This is a genomic window from Microvirga sp. TS319, assembly GCF_041276405.1.
Taxonomy (GTDB): domain Bacteria; phylum Pseudomonadota; class Alphaproteobacteria; order Rhizobiales; family Beijerinckiaceae; genus Microvirga.
The window spans coordinates 1,237,181-1,254,387 of the sequence record NZ_JBGGGT010000002.1 but is presented as its reverse complement, the minus strand read 5'-3'; the positions used below and the strand labels follow the sequence as shown (position 1 = coordinate 1,254,387).

10 protein-coding genes are annotated in these 17,207 nt (G+C 64.1%); 1 reads left to right on the top strand and 9 read right to left on the bottom strand.

The genetic code is table 11. From position 1 onward, the window contains the following. The first annotated feature begins 1 nt into the window (after nt 1). Entirely contained in the window at nt 2–772 is a 771-nt protein-coding gene (locus tag AB8841_RS15455; RefSeq protein WP_370436714.1) for an N-acetylmuramoyl-L-alanine amidase, read from the top strand. 158 nt (nt 773–930) lie between these two features. On the opposite strand, the gene metH is transcribed toward AB8841_RS15455, so the two are convergent. The 9 genes from metH to AB8841_RS15410 all read right to left on the bottom strand — a co-directional run bounded on the left by metH (nt 931) and on the right by AB8841_RS15410 (nt 17,131). After that, entirely contained in the window at nt 931–4,686 is a 3,756-nt protein-coding gene (gene metH / locus AB8841_RS15450) for a methionine synthase (RefSeq protein ID WP_370436713.1), read from the bottom strand. Between the two features lie 309 nt (nt 4,687–4,995). After that, nucleotides 4,996–5,901: a methylenetetrahydrofolate reductase [NAD(P)H] gene (metF, locus tag AB8841_RS15445; RefSeq protein ID WP_370436712.1), complete on the bottom strand. Its 906-nt coding sequence runs from the start codon at nt 5,899–5,901 to the stop codon at nt 4,996–4,998. Further along, entirely contained in the window at nt 5,901–6,914 is a 1,014-nt protein-coding gene (locus AB8841_RS15440) for an ArsR/SmtB family transcription factor (protein ID WP_370436711.1), read from the bottom strand. Before AB8841_RS15440 ends, metF begins: the two co-directional genes overlap by 1 nt. A 360-nt stretch (nt 6,915–7,274) precedes the next feature. Next, nucleotides 7,275–8,750 (bottom strand): AMP nucleosidase, encoded by a 1,476-nt coding sequence (locus tag AB8841_RS15435; RefSeq protein ID WP_370436710.1) that lies wholly within the window; start codon nt 8,748–8,750, stop codon nt 7,275–7,277. Between the two features lie 157 nt (nt 8,751–8,907). Next, a complete protein-coding gene (gene ettA / locus AB8841_RS15430) occupies nt 8,908–10,560 on the bottom strand; it encodes an energy-dependent translational throttle protein EttA (protein WP_370436709.1) in 1,653 nt (550 codons plus the stop codon). 204 nt (nt 10,561–10,764) lie between these two features. Continuing rightward, entirely contained in the window at nt 10,765–12,108 is a 1,344-nt protein-coding gene (locus AB8841_RS15425; RefSeq protein WP_370436708.1) for an erythromycin esterase family protein, read from the bottom strand. Nucleotides 12,109–12,152: 44 nt separating this feature from the next. After that, on the bottom strand, nt 12,153–13,919 hold the full coding sequence (locus AB8841_RS15420; protein WP_370436707.1) for a M14 family zinc carboxypeptidase: 1,767 nt from the start codon (nt 13,917–13,919) through the stop codon (nt 12,153–12,155). Nucleotides 13,920–13,931: 12 nt separating this feature from the next. Beyond that, on the bottom strand, nt 13,932–15,815 hold the full coding sequence (locus tag AB8841_RS15415; protein WP_370439280.1) for a dipeptide ABC transporter ATP-binding protein: 1,884 nt from the start codon (nt 15,813–15,815) through the stop codon (nt 13,932–13,934). Between the two features lie 50 nt (nt 15,816–15,865). Further along, nucleotides 15,866–17,131 carry an aminopeptidase gene (locus AB8841_RS15410; RefSeq protein ID WP_370436706.1) on the bottom strand — a complete coding sequence of 422 codons (1,266 nt, stop codon included), beginning with the start codon at nt 17,129–17,131 and terminating at the stop codon, nt 15,866–15,868. Nucleotides 17,132–17,207: the final 76 nt, after the last annotated feature.

Below are 17,207 nucleotides of genomic sequence, written 5' to 3'. Positions count from 1 at the left end.
TATGAGCGCGTCCCTATCTCCCGAAAGCCCGGTTGCCACAAAGGTGTTTCCTTCACCCAATCATGGGGAACGGAAAGACGGGCAGCGACCCAACATGCTGGTCCTGCATTACACCGGCATGCCCGACGAGGGCGAGGCTCTGCAGTGGCTCTGCAATCCGGTCTCGCAGGTGTCCGCGCATTACTTCGTGTTCGGAGACGGACGCATTCTTCAGCTGGTGCCGGAAGCACGGCGGGCGTGGCATGCTGGCATTTCATCCTGGGATGGCGAGACCGATATCAACTCAAGCTCCATCGGCATCGAAATCGCCAATCCCGGCCATCCGGGCGGCCTGCCACCCTATCCCGACGTGCAGATCGAGAGCGTGATCGCACTGGCGAAAGACATCGTGACGCGCTGGCGCATCCCGGCAACCCGCGTGCTCGGCCATTCGGACGTGGCGCCCGGCCGCAAGGTCGACCCCGGTGAACTGTTTCCATGGCAGCGCTTGCACGAGGCCGGTATCGGCCATTGGGTGCCGCCGGCCTCGTTGAGCGACGGGCGCTTCTTCTCGCGCGGTGACCAGGGCATGCCGATCGAAGCACTTCAGGCCATGCTCGCCATGTATGGCTACGGCCTCAGGATCAACGGCGTGTTCGATGACGACACGGAAAAGGTCGTCGCCGCGTTCCAGCGCCATTTCCGCCCCGAGCGCGTGGACGGCGTGGCGGATGCCTCCACGATCACCACGCTCCGCGACCTGATCGCCAGACGACCGTCCGGAGCGGTATAGAGCATCGAGCACGGGAAGCGGGCACCGGCTTTGCGTGAAAAGATGCTCGAGCACATGGACTGACTGCATCGGATGTGGGTTCGATTTCACATCCGATGCTCTGATTCCCGCCGATGCAGAAACGACGGACGAGGTTCAGGTGCGTGCCTTGCCGCGCCCTACTCGGCCGCCATGGGCCGATAACCGGCCGGATCGTAATTGAGGATCGGGCCGAGCCAGCGTTCGACCTCCTGTACGCTCATGCCCTTACGCTCCGCGTAATCCTCCACCTGATCGCGCTCCACCTTCGCCACACCGAAATAGTAGGCGTCCGGATGTGCGAGATAGAGACCGGAAACGGACGAGCCCGGCCACATGGCATAGGATTCCGTCAAGGTCACACCTATGCGACGCTCGGCCTCTAGCAGGCTGAAGAGCGTCGCTTTTTCCGTATGGTCGGGCTGCGCCGGATAGCCGGGAGCCGGACGGATGCCGCGATATTCCTCGCGGATCAGATCCTCGTTGGCGAGATTCTCGTCGGGGGCATAGGCCCAGAACTCCTTGCGCACACGCTGATGCATGCGTTCGGCGAAGGCTTCCGCAAGGCGGTCCGCCAGAGCCTTCACGAGAATCGAGCGGTAATCGTCGTTCGCACGCTCGAACTTTTCGGCAATGCGCACTTCCTCGATGCCCGAGGTGACGACGAAGGCGCCGATCCAATCCGGCTGTCCGCTGTCGGCGGGTGCGAGGAAATCCGAGATGCACAGATTGGGCTTGCCGTCGCGTCGCGAAAGCTGCTGCCGCAGACCGTGGAAGGTGGCGAGCGCCTCGCTCCGGCTTTCGCCCGTGTAGAGGCGGATATCGTCGCCGATCGCATTGGCGGGCCAGAAGCCGATGACGGCCTTGGGGTTGAACCAGCGTTCATCGACGAGCTGCCTGAGCATGGCCTGAGCGTCGTCCCAGAGCTGGCGCGCCGCCGGTCCTTGAGCCTCATCATCGAGAATGGCCGGAAAACGCCCCTTGAGCTCCCAGGTCTGGAAGAAGGGAGTCCAGTCGATATAAGGAACGAGCTCGCCCACATCGTAGCTGCGGAACACCCGCGCGCCGGTGAAGGTCGGCTTCGGCGCCCGATAGGCGTCCCAGTCGATTTTCAGCTTGTTGGCGCGGGCCTTCTCGATAGGCGTGCGCTGCTTGTCGGCCTCGGAGCGCGCATGCGCTTCAGCTACCCTGCGGTACTCGCTCCGCAGCGTCTCCACATAGGATTCCTTGGCATCGGGCGAGAGCAGCGACGAGACGACACCGACCGCCCGGCTCGCATCGGTGACATAGACCGCTTGGCCATTGCGGTAGTTCGGGTGGATCTTCACGGCCGTATGCACGCGGCTCGTGGTCGCGCCGCCGATGAGGAGCGGGATGTCGAAGCCTTCGCGCTCCATCTCGCTTGCCACGTTCACCATTTCGTCGAGAGACGGCGTGATAAGACCCGAGAGGCCGATCACGTCGACATTTTCCCTGCGCGCGGTCTCCAGGATCTTCTGGGCCGGAACCATCACTCCGAGGTCTATCACCTCGTAGTTGTTGCAGGCGAGAACCACGCCGACGATGTTCTTGCCGATATCGTGCACATCGCCCTTCACGGTTGCCATCAGCACCCTGCCGGCGGCGGAGCGCTCGACGAGACCCGAGGCCTCCTTCTCCGCTTCCATGAACGGCATGAGATACGCGACGGCCTGCTTCATCACGCGGGCGGACTTCACCACCTGTGGCAGAAACATCTTGCCGGCCCCGAAGAGATCGCCGACGACGTTCATGCCTGCCATGAGCGGTCCCTCGATCACATGCAGCGGGCGCTCCGCACCGCTGCGCGCTTCTTCCGTATCCGCCTCGATGAACTCGGTGATGCCGTTGACGAGCGCATGCTCGATACGCTTCTCGACCGGCCAGGAACGCCATTCGAGATCCGACGCCTTCGAGGCGCCCGCACCGTCGCCTTTGAAGCGGGGGGCCGCTTCGAGCAGGCGCTCCGTCGCATCGGGACGCCGGTTGAGCACGACATCCTCGCAGAGTTCGCGCAGTTCGGGGTCGATCTCGTCGTAGACGGCGAGCTGGCCCGCATTCACGATGCCCATGTCCATGCCGACCTTGATGGCATGGAAGAGAAACACCGAATGCATGGCCTCGCGCACGGGCTCGTTGCCGCGGAACGAGAACGAAAGATTCGAGACGCCGCCTGAAATATGGGCATGCGGCAGGGTCTCGCGGATGATACGCGCGGCCTCGATGAAGGCGACGCCATAGCCATTGTGCTCCTCGATGCCCGTTGCGACCGCGAAGACATTGGGGTCGAAAATGATGTCTTCCGGCGGGAAGTCCGCCTGCTCCGTCAGAATCTTGTAAGCGCGCGTACAAATCGCGACCTTGCGCTCCAGCGTATCGGCCTGCCCCTGCTCGTCGAAGGCCATGACGACGACAGCGGCGCCGTAGGAGCGGCAGATCTTCGCATGTTCGAGAAAGGCTTCCTCGCCCTCCTTCATCGAAATCGAATTGACGATGGCCTTGCCCTGGATGCACTTGAGACCCGCCTCGATGACATGGAACTTGGAGGAATCCACCATCACGGGAACGCGGGCGATATCGGGCTCCGCCGCGACGAGATTGAGGAATTCCACCATCGCCTTCTCGGAATCGAGCAGGCCTTCGTCCATATTGACGTCGATGATCTGCGCGCCGTTCGCCACCTGGTCGCGCGCCACGTCGAGTGCAGCGGCGTAATCCCCGTTGGTGACGAGCTTACGGAACTTGGCGGAGCCCGTGACGTTCGTGCGCTCGCCCACGTTCACGAATGGAATGTCGGACGTCAACGTGAAGGGTTCGAGGCCCGACAGCCGCATGAGCGGCCGCTTCGTCGGAACTTGGCGCGGCGCTTTGCCGGCCACCGCCTCGGCGATGGCCCGGATATGCGCGGGAGTGGTGCCGCAGCAGCCTCCGACCACGTTCACGAGGCCCGCATCGGCGAACTCGGACAGCATGCGGGCCGTGGCCTCCGGGCTCTCGTCATAGAGCCCGAATTCATTCGGCAGACCCGCATTCGGATAGGCACAGACGAGGGTATCGGCGGCCCTGCCGATCTCCTGAATGTGAGCGCGCATCTCGCGCGCGCCGAGGGCGCAGTTGAGGCCGATGGAGAAAGGCTGCGCGTGACGCATGGAATGCCAGAAGGCGGTGGGTGTCTGCCCGGACAGGGTACGCCCGGACAGGTCCGTGATCGTGCCCGATATCATGATCGGGAGCTTCACACCCTTTTCCGCAAATACCTGATGGGTGGCGACGATGGCTGCCTTCGCATTGAGGGTATCGAAGATCGTCTCGATGAGGATGATCTCCGCGCCGCCGTCGACGAGGCCCCTCACCTGCTCGGCATAAGCGTCTCGGACCTGATCGAAGGTCACGGCGCGATAGCCGGGATTGTTCACATCCGGCGAGATGGACAATGTCCGATTCGTCGGGCCGACGGCCCCGGCCACGAAACGGCGCCGACCATCCTCCCGTTGGACGATCAGCGCGGCCTCGCGCGCAAGGCGCGCGCCTTCATAGTTCAGTTCGTAGACGATCTCCTCCATGCCGTAATCGGCCTGGGCGATGGAGGTGCCGGAGAAGGTGTTGGTTTCGACGATGTCCGCGCCGGCGCGGAAATAGTCCAGATGCACGTTTTTAACCGCATCCGGCTGAGTCAGGATCAGGAGATCGTTGTTCCCCTTCACGTCCTGTTTCCAATCCTTGAAGCGCCCGCCCCGGAAGTCCTCTTCCGAAAAGCGGGGTCGCTGAAGCTCGGTGCCCATGGCGCCGTCGAGCACGAGAATTCGCTTGATGGCTGCTTCACGGAGCGCCTTGAAAATGTCGGCGCCGTCGGCAGGACGAGGTTCGAACACGGTCATGATCGTCACTTTCAATCGATCGGGATTACACCCGACCCTCCATGCCTCGCATGGCAAATCAGAACACCCGGATCGAGCCGGGTGTTAAACTCCTACAGCGTCGGGTCTGAAATCGAACTCATATCCGATGCTGTAAGCCTATGGTCTCGAGCATCTTTTCACGCAAAACCGGTTCCCACTTTTGCGTTCGATGCCCTCCTTGCTTGTGCATCTTTTCACGCAAAACCGGTTCCCACTTTTGCGTTCGATGCTCTCTTTGCTTGTGCATCTTTTCACGCAAAACCGGTCCCCACTTTTGCGTTCGATGCCCTAGGCCGCAACCTTCACGCCGTGATCGCGCAATCCGAGAAGATGGCAGATGGCATAGACCAGATCGGCGCGGTTCATGGTGTAGAAGTGAAACTCGTTCACGCCACGGTCGACGAGGTCGATCACCTGCTCGGCAGCCACGGCCGCGGCCACGAGCTTGCGCGTCTCCACATCGCTGTCGAGGCCCTCGAACCGGGCCGCCAGCCAGGCAGGAACGCTCGCTCCGGTCTTCGCTGCGAAATTCGCCGTTTGCTTGAAGTTCTGCACGGGAACGATGCCGGGCACGATGGGAATGTCGATGCCGCGTGCACGCACACGGTCGAGGTATCGGAAATAGTGGTCGTTATCGAAGAAGAACTGCGTGATCGCGCGATCCGCACCGCAATCGACCTTCGCCTTCAGGACATCGATATCGGTATCGAGCGAGGCGGCCTCGGGATGCTTCTCCGGATAGGCGGAAACGGACACCTCGAAATCGCCGATGGCCTTGATTCCGGCCACGAGATCGCAGGTTTCCAGATAGCCGCCGGGATGCGCCTCATAGGCGGATCCGATGCCGGCGACCGGGTCGCCGCGAAGGGCCACGATGTGGCGCACCCCTGCATCCCAATAGGAACGGACAACCGTATCGACCTCGTCCTTCGTCGCAGCCACGCAGGTGAGGTGCGCGGCAGGCTTGAGATGCGTTTCCTGCACGATCCGCGAAACCGTGGCATGTGTGCGCTCGCGGGTCGAGCCACCCGCGCCGTAGGTCACGGAGACGAATTGCGGATGAAGGGGAGCAAGCCGCTGAATCGAGGCCCAAAGCGTCGCCTCCATTTCCGGCGTCTTCGGCGGGAAGAACTCGAACGACACCTTGATCGGACAAGAGGCCTGCCTGCTGGGGCGAAGTGTCAGGGGCGACATCAGGCAACCTCTTTGTTGGGCTGAGACAAGGGCCAATCCGTCGCGACGCGACGGTCCTGTCCGAGCCAAAGGGAAACGGTCAATTGATCATCGCCCTTCCTGGGCGGCGCAATTTCCTTCGTCAGCGTGCAGTCGAGGCCCGCCTCGTCGAGCCAGCCTGCAACCTGCGAAGGCGCGAAGCCGAGGCGACGATGAGCCTGCGCTTCGCGGAGAAATTCCAGTGTGTGGGGAGCGAAATCCACCACGAGAATGCGCCCACCCGGAGCGACGAGGCGGGCTGCTTCGCGGATCGCACGCGCGGGATCGTCGAGGTAATGGAGCACCTGATGAATGACGACGAGATCGAATGTATCGCGCGGGAACGGCGGCGCATAGATATCGCCCTGCCGCAGTTCGATCCCCCGCAGACCGACCTTCTCGAGGTTGGCGCGAGCGACCGAGAGCATGGCATGGCTTGCGTCGAGCCCCACCGTCCGGTTCGCGCGGGGGGCCAGCAACTGCAGCATTCGGCCCGTACCGGTCCCCAGGTCGACCAGATTGCGGATCGGCTTGGAGCCGATGGCATCGATCACGGCAGCTTCGACGACAGCCTCTGGCGCATGAAGCGAACGCAGGCGGTCCCAATCGGGGGCGAGACGGGAAAAATAGGCCTGAGCGGCCTGAGACCGTTGGGCGCGCACGGTCTCGAGGCGCGTGCGGTCCTCCCGCAACTGCGGATCGGACCGGTCGAGACTCTCCAGTGTCGGACGTATGATCCGCAGGGCCGTGCCTCGGTCCGTCAGCCGGAAGAAGGCCCATGCCCCCTCCCGATGCCGCACCACGAGGCCGGCCTCCACCAGCAGTTTCAGGTGTCGGGAGATGCGCGGCTGGGATTGTCCGAGGATATCCGTCAGGTCGGAGACCGAGAGTTCCCCTTCGGTCAACAAAGCAAGGATGCGCAGACGCGTCTCCTCGGCGGCTGCCCGCAGGACATCCAGGGTCAAATCCAGCGATGGCGCTTCCTTTTCGGCCATGAGCCAAAACTCGCTCTTACATATAAAGATATATTTATATCTTTTCCGAGAAAAGGGCAAGCAGGACGTGCCATCGAATGGTCTGTCCCGGCCCATCGGCGGTGAGACGCGCAGGAACACGCCTTGAAAACCAGCGGGAGCCATCAGCTCCCGACTTGCCAAGCGGCAATGCCCAGCATCACCATGGTCTGGGGCAGAATGCGATGAAGGTGAAGAGCGGCCTCAGCGACGATGCACAAACCATCATGACCGGACTCAGCAGGAACCTGAAGGGACGGCGCGGATGCACGCAGGTTGCCCCTAAAGCCTCGCTCGCCCCGGACCCGATGTGGAACTGCCGAACCGTTGCCGCACGATCTGTCAGCGGAACGGAGGTTCGTCGAAACTGCGCAGCTTTCGCGAATGCACGGAGGCACGCTGACCGCGCAGGATGTCGACGGCTGCCAGGCCGATCATGAGGTGTTCGCTTACTGCCCGTTCATAGAATGCGTTGGCCGCACCGGGCAGCTTGATCTCGCCGTGCAGGGGCTTGTCGGATACGCAGAGCAGCGTGCCGTAAGGCACCCGCAGGCGATATCCCTGCGCCGCGATCGTGCCGCTTTCCATATCTACCGCGATGGCCCGCGACAGATTGATCTGCCGCCGCTCCTGGCCCCATCGAAGCTCCCAGTTCCGGTCGTCGTAGGTCACGACGGTGCCGGTGCGCAGCCGGCGCTTCAGGGCATCGCCGCGCTCGCCCGTGACCTGCACCGCAGCGTCCTGCAAGGCGACCTGAATTTCCGCGAGAGCCGGCACCGGAATTTCCGGCGGCACGGCGCCATCGAGGATCCGGTCCCGTCGGAGGTAACCATGCGCGAGCACGTAGTCGCCGATGGATTGCGACTGACGCAGGCCGCCGCAATGGCCCACCATGAGCCAGCAATGGGGACGGAGCACCGCCAGATGGTCCGTGATGTTCTTGGCGTTCGACGGGCCGACGCCGATATTGACGAGCGTGACGCCCTGCCCGTCCTTGCGCATGAGGTGATACGCGGGCATTTGGAAGCGATGCCATGGCGAGGAACCGATCAGCTCCTCGACGGCCGCCTCGTCGAGACCGCGCTCGACCGTGATGCCGCCCGGTAGAACGAGCTTGCTATAGGGACCCTCCTCCTTCGCCAGCTCCTTCACGGCCCAGCGGACGAACTGGTCCACATAGCGGTGATAGTTGGTGAGCAGGATCCACGGCTGCACGGAGCGCCAATCGCTTCCCGTGTAATGGACGAGGCGACGCAGGGAGTAATCGACCCGCGCCGCGTCGAAGAGCGAGAGAGGCCGCGGCTCGTTTTCGTGAAAGATCCAGGTGCCGTCGGCGATCTCGTCGCCCACCTTCGCGAGAAGCGGCGTCGGGAAATGCTGCGCGAGTTCGGATGCGGAATGCGCGCCGCGCCCGAGTTCGTCCCCGCGCTCGAAGATATAGGGATAAGGAATTTCCTGGTCGCTGACACCAACCGCGAGCGTCGCGCCATAATCGCGGACGAGAAAGTTCAGCTGCTCCAGCAGGTAGTTACGGAAGAACGCCGGCTGCGTGATGGTCGTCGCGTAGACGCCGGGCCCCTGGAACTTGGCATAGGCCCGCTGCTTGACCGGTGGCACGGAATTGGCCCGATAGTCGAGCCTCAGCTCCGGGTAGCGGAAGCGGGAGCGTTCGAGCGGAGTGGGAGGCGTACCGGTCGCGAAGAAATGCTCCAGGGCGTGGCGCTGGGCGTCGACGGCGCTGTCATGAAGCCGGATCAGGCGCTCAACGGCCTCTTCCGGAGTAGCGGCGGTGTGGAAGGCTGTCGGATCGGCTGGCACGTGAGCGTCTCTTCTCTGATGTCCCGTGCCTCAAGGGTCATACACGCTTTCGGCCCGAGGCCCAAGCATTTAGGCCCATCGGAAGAAAAGCCCAGCCTTGACCAGCGGACAGAAAGCCAAAAGGGCGCGCTCTATCGAAGCGCGCCCGTTCGGGACTTTATCGCGTGAACTTCTTGTACTTGATCCGGTGCGGGATCGTGGAATCGGTGCCGAGGCGACGCTTCTTGTCCTCCTCGTAATCCGCGAAATTGCCCTCGAACCATTCCACATGGCTGTCGCCCTCGAACGCCAGGATGTGGGTGGCGATGCGGTCGAGGAACCAGCGGTCGTGGCTGATGATCACGGCGCAGCCCGCGTAATCTTCCAGCGCCTCTTCGAGCGCCCGCAGGGTGTCCACGTCGAGGTCGTTGGTGGGCTCGTCGAGGAGCAGCACGTTGGAGCCCGACTTCAGGATCTTGGCGAGGTGCACGCGGTTGCGCTCGCCGCCCGAGAGCACGCCCACCTTCTTCTGCTGGTCCGAGCCCTTGAAGTTGAAGGCTCCGCAATAGGCGCGGGCATTGATCTCGCGTTTGCCGAGATAGAGCACCTCGTTGCCGCCCGAGATTTCCTCGTAGAGCGTCTTGTTCGCGTCGAGGGAGTCTCGGCTCTGGTCCACATAGCCGAGCTTCACGCTCTCTCCGATGGTGATGCTTCCCTCGTCCGGCTGCTCCTGGCCCGTGATCATGCGGAACAGGGTGGTCTTGCCGGCGCCGTTCGGGCCGATGATGCCGACGATGCCGCCGGGCGGCAGTTTGAAGGACAGGTCGTCGATGAGGAGCTTGTCGCCGAAGGCCTTCTTGAGACCATTGAACTCGATGACGTTGTTGCCCAGGCGCTCGGCGATCGGGATGATGATCTGGGCCGTCGTCGGACCCTTCTCGTTGGCCTTGGCCACGAGTTCCTCGTAGCGCTGGATACGGGCCTTGGACTTGGCCTGGCGGGCCTTGGGCGAAGCCGACACCCATTCGCGCTCGCGCTCGATGGTGCGCTGGTGGGCCGCTTCCTCACGCCCTTCCTGCTGAAGGCGCTTCTGCTTCTGCTCGAGCCAGGAGGAGTAATTGCCCTCGTAAGGAATGCCGCGGCCGCGATCGAGCTCGAGGATCCAGCCCGTCACGTTGTCCAGGAAGTAGCGGTCGTGGGTCACGATGAGGATCGCGCCCGGATAATTGCGCAGATGCCCTTCGAGCCAGGCCGTGGTCTCGGCGTCCAGATGGTTGGTCGGCTCGTCGAGGAGCAGCAGTTCCGGCTGCTCCAGGAGCAGGCGGCACAGGGCCACGCGGCGGCGCTCGCCGCCGGAGAGCCTGTCCACCGACCAGTCGTCCGGCGGGCAGCGCAGGGCGTCCATGGCCTGGTCGACCTGGGAATCGAGATCCCACAGGCCCTTGGCCTCGATCTCGTCCTGGAGACGGGTCATCTCGTCCGCCGTCTCCTCCGAATAGTTCATGGCGATCTCGTTGTAGCGGTCGAGCAGCGCCTTCTTGGCGGCCACGCCCTCCATCACGTTCTCGCGGACGTTCTTGGTCGGATCGAGCTGCGGCTCCTGCGGCAGGTAGCCGACGCGGGCGCCCTCCGCCACCCAGGCTTCGCCGGCCCAGTCGGTATCGATGCCGGCCATGATGCGCAGCAGGGTCGATTTACCGGCGCCGTTGACGCCGAGCACACCGATCTTGGCATCCGGGTAGAAGGACAGGTGAACGTTGTCCAAGACCTTCTTGCCGCCCGAATAGGTCTTGGAGAGGCCACGCATGTGGTAGATGAACTGACGGGACACGGGAAAAGCCCTGTTTGAGAGACGGTTGAAAGGGATTGGCCGTCAGTTAGCAGGGGCAGCCTGCCGGGGCAAGGCGGGGGAGTGTCGCCACTTCCTGCCCTTTCTGTCCGTGGCATGAGCCTGAGAGCCCCCTCCACCCTCATGCTCGGCCTTGAGCCGGCCATGACCTGAGAGGCTCCCATGAGCAGATGCATCGCTCCAGCCTTACAGCCCGAACGGGTAGGTCTCCGGCATTCCTTCCCCATGGGCATGGGTCAGCGGCGTCACGGCCCTGGTTTCCTCGAACCAGACCAAGGCATCGAACTGCTCGGCAAGAATGGCCTCGAAATAGTGACTGTAGAGTTCCGTCTCGGGCCGATAGATGACCCCGATGGCGCGTTCCAAGCGCGGGCGGGACAGGGCCTGCTTCAGGTCGTCCTGAAGATTCTCCCGCCAATCGGTCAGGAATCGGTTGAGCCCGGCCTCGCGGAAGATCCGCTCGTGACTGTCGGGGCGGGCCGGCAGGACGTTCTTGACCCGCATCGGCTCATCCCAGTCGTCGGCGGCCGCCACGGTGCCCCGGTCGGTCCCGAAGCCGACGAGAACGGCCTCCCCTCGATAGGCCTTGCGGCACAATTCCCCGATATTGAACTCGCCCTGCCAGCCCATCGCGGTGGCCGAGGCGTTGCCGATATGGGAATTGTGCGCCCAGATCACCGCCTTTGCGTTCTCGCGTCGCGCCAGCAGGCTCTGGAGTGTGTCGAACATGTGCCGGTCGCGCAGGTTCCAGGATTCCGTCGCGCCTTCATACATGATCCGGTAATAGTGCTCCGCCGCGTGGACGATCTTGGCGTTCTGCACGGCGTCGAAGAACGGCTCGCCGCCGCCCGACTCGAGATAGTCCATCCTCTTGTCCAGGATCTCCTGCAACTGGCGCAGCAGCGTCTCGTCGCATGGCTTCTTCTGCCCTGTGATCACCGCGCGACCGTAGCGGGCGGGATCCGACTGCCAGGGGCTCAGGCAGCCGTAGCGGCTCCTCGCCTCCTTGGCGGCTGCGGGATCGACCCTGTCGAGATAGTCGAGCACGGAGCGAATGGACGCGTTCAGGCTGTAGACGTCGAGCCCGCGAAACTCCGCACGACGGTCCTCGGGACGGTCCTTGTTGTAGGCGCGCATCCAGTTGACGAAGTCGTAGACCTCTTCGTTGCGCCACATCCATGTCGGGAAGCGCTCGAAGGCGACATCGTCGCCATCCGGGACGCGGTGGTGGCGCACATAGGCGTCGATGCGCGCTGCGTCGGGCCAGTCGGCCTCAACGGCCACGATGGTGAAGCCGTGATGCTCGATCAGCCGGCGCGTGATGGCCGCCCGCGCCCGGTAGAATTCGGACGTGCCGTGGGTCGCCTCGCCGAGCAGCACGACCTTGGCGTCTCCGAACCGATCGAACAGCGCACCGAACGCGTCCGTCTCGTCGATCGGGGGAAGCGGCTCGCCATGATCACGCACGACGCTGACGGCCTCCCTGATCGAGGCGTCGTTTTCGTTCTGCTTCCAGGAAAGTCGGGCCATTGTCGCACCTCGAAGCGTGGAGAGATTTCTCCACTAACGGCGGCTCATGACTCCTGTTCCGGAAGGGCCCGTGCCTCCATCATGGTGGTGAATGCTTCCTCGGCCGCGATCACGGTCGCCATCTGGACCGTATGAGCGAAGCGGTAAGCCTCGCCGTAAATCGTCTCGTCGGGAAATTCCGTGACGAGCGTCAGCGGCGTCGGATGGCGGTCCTGCGCCATCATCAGGCAAGGCACATCGTTGATCGTTTCATGGGACGGCGCGTCAGAGAGCATCGTGCAAAGCTCAAGCTGCCTGCGGGTGAAGTCAGCCAGACCGGGCACCGCCGAGAGGCCGCGTGTCACGGCCTCGATGAAGGTGCGCGCTTCGTCGGCCCATGACGGATGATAGCGCAGGATGAGAAAGAAGCCCTTCGGAAGAGCCCATCGTTCAAAACCGCGTGGCAGGTAGCCCGTGAAGGGACGCGTCCATTCATGAGCCGGGTAACCGTGCAGATTGACGTGCAGCCGCGCGCCCGACAGCTCCAGCGCCCTTCGCCTCGCGCCGATCTCGTAGACCGGGGCCTCGGGCCCATATTCCAGGTCGTTGCCGAGCGCGGTATAGCGCGCCGCGTGGTGCATGTGACGCGGATGGCCTTCGCAGAGCCTCCCGTGCAGGGCGTAGCCGTCCGGATTCTCGACCGGGATGAAGGCGACATTGGCGTCGGGGTTGGCGAGCAGGCGGCGCACGGCCCTGAAGGCCCCGACCGGGCCGGAGGTCTCGTTGGCATGCTGCCCGGCCGTCACGAGAACGGCGGCGCGTGTGCCGCGCCGGTAGATGCCGCGAACGGTCCGGCCCTCGCGCGATGCCGATTCGAACGCCTCGCCCGGCAGGGCTGCGAGCTCCCGTTCGATCTGGAGAAGCCCCGGCGCGGCGTCCGCCCGTTCGAGATCCTGCAGGGACCTTGCATGGTCCTGCGGCGGGCCGAAGGGCTCCAGAGCCACCCGAAGAAGAACAGCACCCTCGCCCTCACGAATATCCGGCACGATCTGTCCCGGCCTCAGAGCGCGGTCGTCGAGCGGTCTGCCCGCGCGATGATGAAACCACTCGAGAGCGGAGAAATAGAGATCCTCGTGCAATCCCTCCCGCGTGCTCATCACCTCGTCGCCGTAGCCGAGCGGCCGCTCGATGCCGGGCAACATCACATCGATGGCGATCCTTTCCGCATACGGCTCCCGCTGCGGCCAATCGTGCGCCATGAGGGCGCCGATGGCCGCAGCGAAGACCTGCTCGATGTCCGTCTCGAACGGCTCGTCCCGGTCCGGTGCGTCGTTGGGAAGAGACGTCGCCTTGATCCATCCCGTACAGGCGAGATCCTCCTGCCCGAGATGGTTCGCGCGCAAGCGGTTCGGTGCGAAGACTGCGTGATCGACCACGCGCCCGTCCCGGTATTCGCAGAGCACGTCGTAGGTCAGATCCGCATCGCCCATCTCGAAGACGACCTCGACGCCCTCCAGAAGCGCAGGCAGCGGGTAGGCTTCCGACAGGAAGCGGTTCGGGTCCGCGCGTTCATGGACGGGGTAGCGGATCGCCACGCGCGCCAGATCGGCAGTGTCGATCTCTTCGAGAAAGGCATGCACGAGCGGCTTATAGGCGCTGCGGATGCGCGCCCTCACGCCCGCCCCCGCGAGCTTGGCCTCTGCGCCGCGGCGTGCCTCCTCGTCCTCGAAAACCCACAGCTCGATGGCCGCTCCCCGACAAGCGTCGTCACCCCATTCGCGGACGAGACGGTCGAGGCTGCGCTCAAATCGCTGTTCGAGAAGAACCGTCATGCGACCATCCACTCAGGCCGCGCCTCGAAGCGCCTCGGCCTCGACGGCGACCCAATGGCCGGGCGCCACCTCGCGCATCCGGTGAATGACCGGCTTATGACCGGCCGGACGCATGGGACTCGGGATCTCTCCTTCGATCCTCGCCCTCGTGCGGTCGAGGGCCGGGTCGGCAATCGGAACCGCGGACAGGAGCTTGCGGGTATAGGAATGCTGCGGGTTCTCGAAAATCGCCTGGCGGCTGCCGAGCTCGACGATCTGACCGAGATACATGACCGCCACGCGGTGGCTGATCTTCTCCACGACCGCCATGTCGTGCGTGATGAAAAGATAGGACAAGCCCCTCTTCTCCTGCAGCTCCATCAGAAGATTGACGATCTGCGCCTGGATCGAGACATCCAGCGCCGAGACGGATTCATCCGCGATGATCAGCTTCGGATCGCTCGCCAGCGCCCGCGCGATGCACACCCGCTGCCGCTGACCGCCGGAGAACTCGTGCGGATAGCGCTTCGCGTGCTGCGGCTGCAGGCCGACCTGTTCGAGCAATTCATGGACGCGCCGCTCGATCGTCCTGCGGTCCTTGATCAGACCGTGCACCAGGATCGGCTCGGCGATGCTGTATCCCACCGTGCGGCGGGGATCGAGCGAGGCGAAGGGATCCTGAAAGACGTATTGGATCTCCTGCCGCAGCCGGCGGCGCTCCGCCTGACTCATCGAGGCCATGTCCCGCCCGTCGAAGCGCACGGCGCCGCTCGTCGGCGCGACGAGCTGCTGAAGCGTGCGGCCGATGGTGGATTTTCCCGAACCCGATTCGCCCACCAGCGCCAGGGTTTCTCCGGGGTAGACCTCGAAGCTCACGCCCTCCACGGCATGCACGCGGTGCGTTACGCGGCCGAAGAGGGATTTGCCGACGTCGAAGCGCGTGGTGAGCTTCTCCACCTGAAGCAGCGGCTTCGTGTAGTCGGCGGTTCTCTGCTCCGGCGCTTCGTCGACTTGCTTCGATGCCGCCCCGTCCGGCGCCATGACGGGCATGCGCTTCGGATAGGGCTGCCCCGTCAAACTGCCGAGCCGGGGCACTGCGGAAAGCAGCGCGCGGGTATAGGGATGCCGCGGCGTGGCGAAGATGTCCCGCACCGGGGCCTGCTCCACCTTCTCGCCCCTCCACATGACCACCACGTCGTCGGCCATTTCGGCGACCACGCCCATGTCGTGCGTGATGAAGATCACAGCCGTTCCCATTTCGGCCTGCAGATCGCGAACGATATCGAGGATCTGGGCCTGAATGGTCACGTCGAGAGCCGTCGTGGGCTCATCTGCAATGAGCAGCTTCGGGTTGCAGGCGAGCGCCATGGCGATCATGGCCCGCTGGCGCATGCCGCCCGAGAGCTGGTGGGGATAGGATTGCAGCATCCTCCGCGCATCCGGCAGCCGCACTTTCTTCAGCAGCTCCTCCGCTCTCGAATATGCGTCGCGACGAGGCAGGCCTTCATGCAGCACGAGCGCCTCGGCGATCTGATCGCCGATCGTGAAGACCGGGTTGAGCGACGTCATCGGCTCCTGAAAGATCATGGCGATGTCGTTGCCGCGGATCGTCCGGAGCTGTTCATCCGACGCCTTGACGAGATCGACCGCATGGCCGCCGTCGCGGCGAAGCAGGGCCTGCCCACCGACGATACGCCCGCCGGAATAGTCGGTCAGGCGCATGATCGCGAGCGATGTCACGGACTTGCCCGAACCGGACTCACCGACGACCGCCAGAGTCCTGCCCGGCCAAACGTCGAAGCTCACATCGTTGACGGCGCGAAAGGCCCCCGATCCCTTGCCGAACTCGACGGACAGGTTGCGGACGGAGAGAAGCGGCTCCGCCGAGGATGATGGAGAGGTGGCGCGATCCGACATCGACGGGCTCGAGGAATGCGCCGGCCCGTTGCGGCCGGCGTCAAGGCCGTTCATCGGGAAACCCATTCACCGCCGCGCATCAGCGGTTCGGGCGTGCCGTCCTGGGTGATGCCGTCCACATCCACCTTGTCGGAGCCGATCATCCAGTCGATGTGGATGAGGCTCTTGTTGGCGCCGCGCGAGGAGAGCTCGTCCTCGCTCATGCCGCCGCCGTCGCGGATGCACTTGCTGTAGGCCTGGCCCAGCGCGATATGGCTCGAGGCGTTCTCGTCGAAGAGCGTGTTGAAGAACAGGAGACCGCTCTGAGAGATCGGCGACGAGAAGGGCACCAGCGCCACCTCGCCGAGGCGGCGCGCGCCTTCATCGGTGTCGAGGACCTTGTTCAGCACGGCCTCACCGGTTCGGGCCTTGCTCTCGACGATGCGCCCGCCTTCGAACGTCACCTCGATGTCCTGGATCAGAGTGCCGTTGTAGGAGAGCGGCTTTGTGCTTGTGACGTATCCGTCCACGCGGTCCTTGTGCGGTGTGGTGAAGACTTCCTCCGTCGGGATATTGGCGTTGCAGACCACGCCGTTCTTCGCCCTGGCCGAGCCGCCGTTCCATTCGTGCCCCTCCGCGAGCCCGACGCGCAGATCCGTGCCGGGGCCACGAAAATGAAGCGCGGCGTAATTCTTCTCGTTGAGCATGCGCGTGCGTGCCTGAAGGCTCCCATTGTGCTTGTCCCAGGCGGCGATGGGATCCGGCGTGTCGACGCGCGAGGCGGAGAAGATCGCGTTCCAGAGCTTTGCGACCGCGACCTCCTCCGGGTCGTCCGGGAAGACGGCCTTGGCCCAGGCGGGCGTCGCGGCGGAAACGATGGTCCAGTTGATGTCGAAGCCCGCGATCAGGCCGAGGGCCGGCATGTAGGCCTTGGAGCGGGCGCGATTGGCGCGGGCGACCTTCTCCGGGTCCTCCTTGGCGAGCAGGGACGGGTCTTCGCCGACGACGGCCAGCCGGGCAGCGCCGTTCCTGAAGGCCGCGGCCATGCCTTCGTAGAGCCACGCGGCGGCCGTATCGAAGCCGTCGGCGTGACCGTGGCGATAGCGCATCAGGGTCGCCTCCTCGTCCGAGAAGAACGTGGTCACCAGGGATGCGCCTGCCTTATAGGCATGCTCCGTAATGCGACGCACCAGGGGAACCGCGTCGAGCGGAGCGGTCACGACCACCTCCTGGCCTTCCTTGAGCCCGAGCCCCACCCGCACGGCGACCTCGGCGAGGCGGTCGAGGAGCTGGGCGTGGGCTGCAGCATCGAGGGGCCTCGGGAATTGTTCGTTCATCGTGTCATCTCTTGAGGAATTGAGGTTGGGAGCACGCTACACGGCTCGGGGACAGGAGCAAACTCCAGGATCCGGG

Coding starts and splice junctions, on each gene's coding strand:
- AB8841_RS15455 (WP_370436714.1), top strand. CDS start 2: ATGAGCGCGTCCCTATCTCCCGAAAGCCCGGTTGCCACAAAGGTGTTT.
- metH (WP_370436713.1), bottom strand. CDS start 4,686: ATGACCGTGTTCGAACCTCGTCCTGCCGACGGCGCCGACATTTTCAAG.
- metF (WP_370436712.1), bottom strand. CDS start 5,901: ATGTCGCCCCTGACACTTCGCCCCAGCAGGCAGGCCTCTTGTCCGATC.
- AB8841_RS15440 (WP_370436711.1), bottom strand. CDS start 6,914: ATGGCCGAAAAGGAAGCGCCATCGCTGGATTTGACCCTGGATGTCCTG.
- AB8841_RS15425 (WP_370436708.1), bottom strand. CDS start 12,108: ATGGCCCGACTTTCCTGGAAGCAGAACGAAAACGACGCCTCGATCAGG.
- AB8841_RS15420 (WP_370436707.1), bottom strand. CDS start 13,919: ATGACGGTTCTTCTCGAACAGCGATTTGAGCGCAGCCTCGACCGTCTC.
- AB8841_RS15415 (WP_370439280.1), bottom strand. CDS start 15,815: ATGTCGGATCGCGCCACCTCTCCATCATCCTCGGCGGAGCCGCTTCTC.
- AB8841_RS15410 (WP_370436706.1), bottom strand. CDS start 17,131: ATGAACGAACAATTCCCGAGGCCCCTCGATGCTGCAGCCCACGCCCAG.